The sequence below is a fragment of the Streptomyces sp. H39-C1 genome, from assembly GCF_027158125.1.
In the GTDB taxonomy this organism is placed as follows: domain Bacteria; phylum Actinomycetota; class Actinomycetes; order Streptomycetales; family Streptomycetaceae; genus Actinacidiphila; species Actinacidiphila fildesensis.
The window spans coordinates 1-4,175 of sequence record NZ_JAPVLS010000203.1 but is presented as its reverse complement, the minus strand read 5'-3'; the positions used below and the strand labels follow the sequence as shown (position 1 = coordinate 4,175).

Here is a 4,175-nt window from a genome sequence, read left to right as displayed (position 1 = left end):
GCCCGCCGTCAGCGAGGCGAAAGAAGGCCAGCCTTCACCCCGCACGAGCGTCCTTGATCGCGGCAACTCTGTTGCATCTTCTGTTGCAAGATCTGTTGCGACATCTGTTGCAAGATCTGTTGCAAGATCTGTTGCATACCTCCCGGCGGGGTGCTCCGGTCGTCGCAGCTCAGGCCCGGTTTTTGGGGTCACAAGGACGCTGACTTCCCCTCGGCTGTGCCCTTTTTCCTGTGTGCTGGTTGTTGGTGTGGTGGGTGGGTGGTGTTGGGCGGCGGGCTGGCGGTCGGGTCACGGTCGGGCTGCGCTGGCTGGGGGTGGGGCGTCGGCCGGTGGCCGCCGCGTCGGCGCGGGGCGCGAACGGGGCTCCGGGCCACCCATTAGGACGGTGAGCAGACCGGCCAGGCCGGGTAGGACGCTGCGCAGCAGGCTCCCTCGCCGTCGTGCGCCAGCTCCCTGACGCAGGGGCTGTAGGGCGCCGTCCAGTGGCCGGTGGTGGACGGTTCCCAGAGCGCTCCAGAACCGCCCACCGGTCCGAACCCGGGGATCTTGCCACACCCTGGCGTGTCGGCCGGTTGTGGCCACTGACACGGGGCGGTATCCGGGGTGGGCGTGGCTGTCATGGGCCGGTACATCCTGCCCCCGTGCCGCTGTCTCGGGACCGGTACTTCTGATCCGTCGGTGCCTGTGCGGCGACCTGTCGCGCCGTGTAAGCGCTGATATTGGGAGCGGTCTGCATGAACTGCAAATTGGTATTTCGAGGCCATGCCATCAGGAGCCGACCCACCGTTTGCCGATCCTTCTTTTCCAGGGCCGCGCATTTATCCGGGAAGGAAACCGGGGCCGCCGGCGCGGAGACCACGCGCCCTTATACGGCTTTTTGATGCGCCGTGCCGGGTTTTCCGTAGAGCGACGGAAACGGTTGCTGGGCCGTCATCACTGCGGTAAAGAAAGCCGGTCTCGTAGGCGCCCGCCTATTCGCTTTCACCAACCGTGCCCGCCCGGTCACGACCGACGCCGGCCCGGCCGTAACCCGGGCCCGACCGGCCGGCAGCACCACGTCCAGGAGGACGGGCAGCCGGGGGCGCCTCGGCGCCGCCGCACCACGTCTCGGGAACGCCGCGCGGTCTCTCCGGGACGCCGTGCGGCACCTCGCGGACGCCCGACGGGCAGGATGAGCGGATGGAACGCCCACCCCTGCCCCAGCGGGAGGCCGCCGCCGCATGCGGGGTCAGCCTGTCCACGATCCGCCGCCACCGGGAAGCAGGCCGCTTCCCCGGCGCGCAACGCGATCCCGCCCGAGGCTGGCTGATCCCCGTCGAGGATCTGCGCGCGCTTTTGCTGCTGCCACCCGCCCCCGCGCCCCGGGAGGGCAAGCCGCCTGCGGCGCGTGGCGGCGCGGGCGCGGATCCGGTCGATCAGGAGACGGACCGCATGATCAAGAAGGTGCAGCGGGTGCTTGACCGCCAAAGCGAACACACCATCGCCCTGGCCGGCCACACCGCCGCACTGGACCGCCTGGAGAAAGGGCAGGAGGAGCTCTTGTCGCTGCTCCGCCAGCTTCAAGACCGCGAGCGGTAGGAACCCCGCCCGAGGTCCGGCAGCATGCCCGCGAACTGTAAAACTTGCTTCGTTTATTGCTTCCTTGGATGCTTGCACCCGCTGCACTGCAAGGAAAAACCATCTCTCTGAAGGGTGCTCGATGTCCGTTCAGGACGATTGCGGGCTGTCCTCGGTAACGCGGTCGGCCCCTCACGTGGCGATCGCGAACCACAAGGGCGGGGTCGGCAAAACCGGCATCGCCCAGGGCTTGATCACCGCCGCCGCCGAAGCGGGGCAGCGGGTCCTGGCGGTGGACATGGACTCGCAAGGCAACCTCACCCGGCGTCTGCGCGCGCAGGTCCCCAAAGCCCCGGAGGCCCGGGCGGCGGCGTCGTTGGCGTCGGTGCTCCAGCGCCCCGCGGTGGGGGAAGCCGCGCGCATCTTGGTGCCGTGCGGGTACGACGACCCGATCTACAGCGAACGCATCACGATCGCGCCCGCCCACCTGGACCTGGAACTGCTGGCGATGACCGCCGGCACCGCCGCGTCGGAGAAGCGGCTGCTGCGCGCGCTGCACGGTGTCGTCGACGACTTCGACCTGGTCGTCATCGACTGCCCGCCCCAGTTGCTCTCGCACCAGATCGACATCGCCTTCGCCGCCTCCGACGTGCTGCTGCTCCCGTGCGAGATGGAGTACGACTCGGTGGAGTCCGCCCGCCGCGTCTACGAGCGCGTCGAGCGCGACCGGCACACCCTCAATCCCGATCTGGCCGTGGCCGGGATCATCATCAACCGCTACCGGCCGAACCTGAACGTGCACCAGAAGCGGGAGAAGGAGGCTGCCGGGATCGCAGGCCCGCAGGCGGTCTGCCCGATCCGCGTCCACGAACTGGTGGCGATCAAGAACCAAGGCGAGAACGCCCAGCCGCTGCGCGTGGACGGCGCCGAGGGCCGCAAGGCTGCCGATCAGTTCCAACAGATCCATACCTGGGCCCGCGCCCGCATCGACACCGTGATGGGAGCCGCAGCCTGATGCCCCGCTACCAAGACGTTTCCGAGGACAAGCAACTGCCCGAACGGCCCGCCACGGTCCCGGACGCCGCGCCCGCCCGCCCCCAACCGGTCCCTCAGGTCCCGGTCACCACCACCCTGCCCGCACCGCTGCGCCGGCGCCTGACGCTCGCGCTGGCCGTCCACGACGTGAAGCTCAAGGACGCCATCGCCGAAGCCGTCGAGACCTGGCTCGAAGCCCACCCGGTCAACCTGGAGTAGGGATGCAAGGAAAACAGGATGCTTTATTCCTTGCATCCTTGGCACACAGGGAAGGCCCCGGCGTATGACCGAACAGCCGCTACCGACCACCGCACAACTCCATACCTGCCTGCGCGCCATCGGCGTGCAGCTCCCCGTGCCGGACCCCATGCCCCGGGCACTGGCACTGGGGCTGCTGCGGTTCTGCGTGGAGTCCGCCGCGACGGCCGACACCGGCCGCCAGGAGCACGCCGCCGGCACCGGCAACCCACCGAGCGGCAGCAAGGAGCCCACCGCGGCTGGCTTGGTGGCGGCCCGACGAGAGGTGAACCAGCTGCAAACGCTGGCGCAGGAACAACGCCGCGCCCTCGACGCCATGCACCTGGCGCTGCGAGCGCTCACGCGCGCCCCCATCCCCCAGGCACTCGAACCCACATCCGAGAGCGCACCACACAGCCCCGAGACCCCAGCTGGCCCTCCTGAGACCGCCACCCCCGCCGCCCCGAACAGCACCCCCAAGACCACGGAACGTGGCACCCCCGCCGGGACGCCCCCTGCCACCCCAGCACGGCGCCGCTGGGCCCTCCGCCGCCGGACCTGAGGCACCGACCACCGGGCCCGAGACGCCGGCCCGGACATAGGCAACAGGCAACGCCAGAAACAGCTACGCGCCCGGTCCCTCCGTACGGCACAATGAAATCACCAGCCAAGAAGAGGGGAAATGGAATGGCGTGGAAATGGAACGCGGACCGGCAAAGCGCGGATCAATACAGGAAGGACATCGCAGAGCTGTCCACCGTGGCGCAAACAGCAGAATTGAAAGGAGATCGCGTCATGGCAGACTTCGTACACAACGGAATTGATAACGCCTTAGATATGCTGCGGTACGTAGAAGAAAACCCGGAGCCATAGGGCTGAAACCTCCCTCGGGTGATGATCCAGAGCCCCAGAGACTACACAGCGATCAGAGGTGATGCAGGCTGGTTCCAGAGTTCAGCTAGGCAGTCAGTTCGATGCACCTCCGGCCGCTCGTTCGGCCCCCCGGGGGGGTGTGGCCTGGATTCGCCAAAGGTACATGTGCATCACTTCCGGAAGCGTGCCCCGGTCCTCCGCCCAACTCCGGGGGGCGGAGGACCGGACTCGGAAACTCCGGAAGTTTTGCACGAGGGAAGCACCCCCCGGGGCGCGGGCCTGGACCGATGGGGCCGGCGCCCCGGGGGTGGTGGGCCGGAACCCCAGTCCCTACACAGGCAGGGGCCCCGATGCACCGGCCACCCCCTCACCCTGCCAGCCGTCCGGCGCAGCCGGACCGGGCGGACGCGCGCAGCGCGGGAGCCTTCCCGATAAGCGCAGCGTTCGGGAAAAGGGAATGCAGCGAAGCGGAA

4 protein-coding genes are annotated in these 4,175 nt (G+C 68.7%); all 4 read left to right on the top strand.

Annotation, left to right across the window (positions count from 1 at the left end):
* The first annotated feature begins 1,179 nt into the window (after positions 1-1,179).
* The 4 genes from O3W51_RS47425 (at position 1,180) to O3W51_RS47410 (ending at position 3,391) form a co-directional block, all read left to right on the top strand.
* Positions 1,180-1,578, top strand: coding sequence for a helix-turn-helix transcriptional regulator (locus O3W51_RS47425; RefSeq protein ID WP_269290259.1), 399 nt, complete (start codon positions 1,180-1,182; stop codon positions 1,576-1,578).
* 175 nt (positions 1,579-1,753) lie between these two features.
* The gene (locus O3W51_RS47420) at positions 1,754-2,572 is read left to right on the top strand and encodes a ParA family protein (protein ID WP_269290257.1); all 819 of its coding nucleotides are present in this window, start codon (positions 1,754-1,756) and stop codon (positions 2,570-2,572) included.
* Positions 2,572-2,811 carry a hypothetical protein gene (locus O3W51_RS47415; RefSeq protein WP_269290255.1) on the top strand — a complete coding sequence of 80 codons (240 nt, stop codon included), beginning with the start codon at positions 2,572-2,574 and terminating at the stop codon, positions 2,809-2,811. Before O3W51_RS47420 ends, O3W51_RS47415 begins: the two co-directional genes overlap by 1 nt.
* Before the next feature lie 64 nt (positions 2,812-2,875).
* Positions 2,876-3,391, top strand: coding sequence for a hypothetical protein (locus tag O3W51_RS47410; protein WP_269290253.1), 516 nt, complete (start codon positions 2,876-2,878; stop codon positions 3,389-3,391).
* The last annotated feature ends 784 nt before the right edge of the window (positions 3,392-4,175 follow it).

Coding starts and splice junctions, on each gene's coding strand:
- O3W51_RS47425 (WP_269290259.1), top strand. CDS start 1,180: ATGGAACGCCCACCCCTGCCCCAGCGGGAGGCCGCCGCCGCATGCGGG.
- O3W51_RS47415 (WP_269290255.1), top strand. CDS start 2,572: ATGCCCCGCTACCAAGACGTTTCCGAGGACAAGCAACTGCCCGAACGG.
- O3W51_RS47410 (WP_269290253.1), top strand. CDS start 2,876: ATGACCGAACAGCCGCTACCGACCACCGCACAACTCCATACCTGCCTG.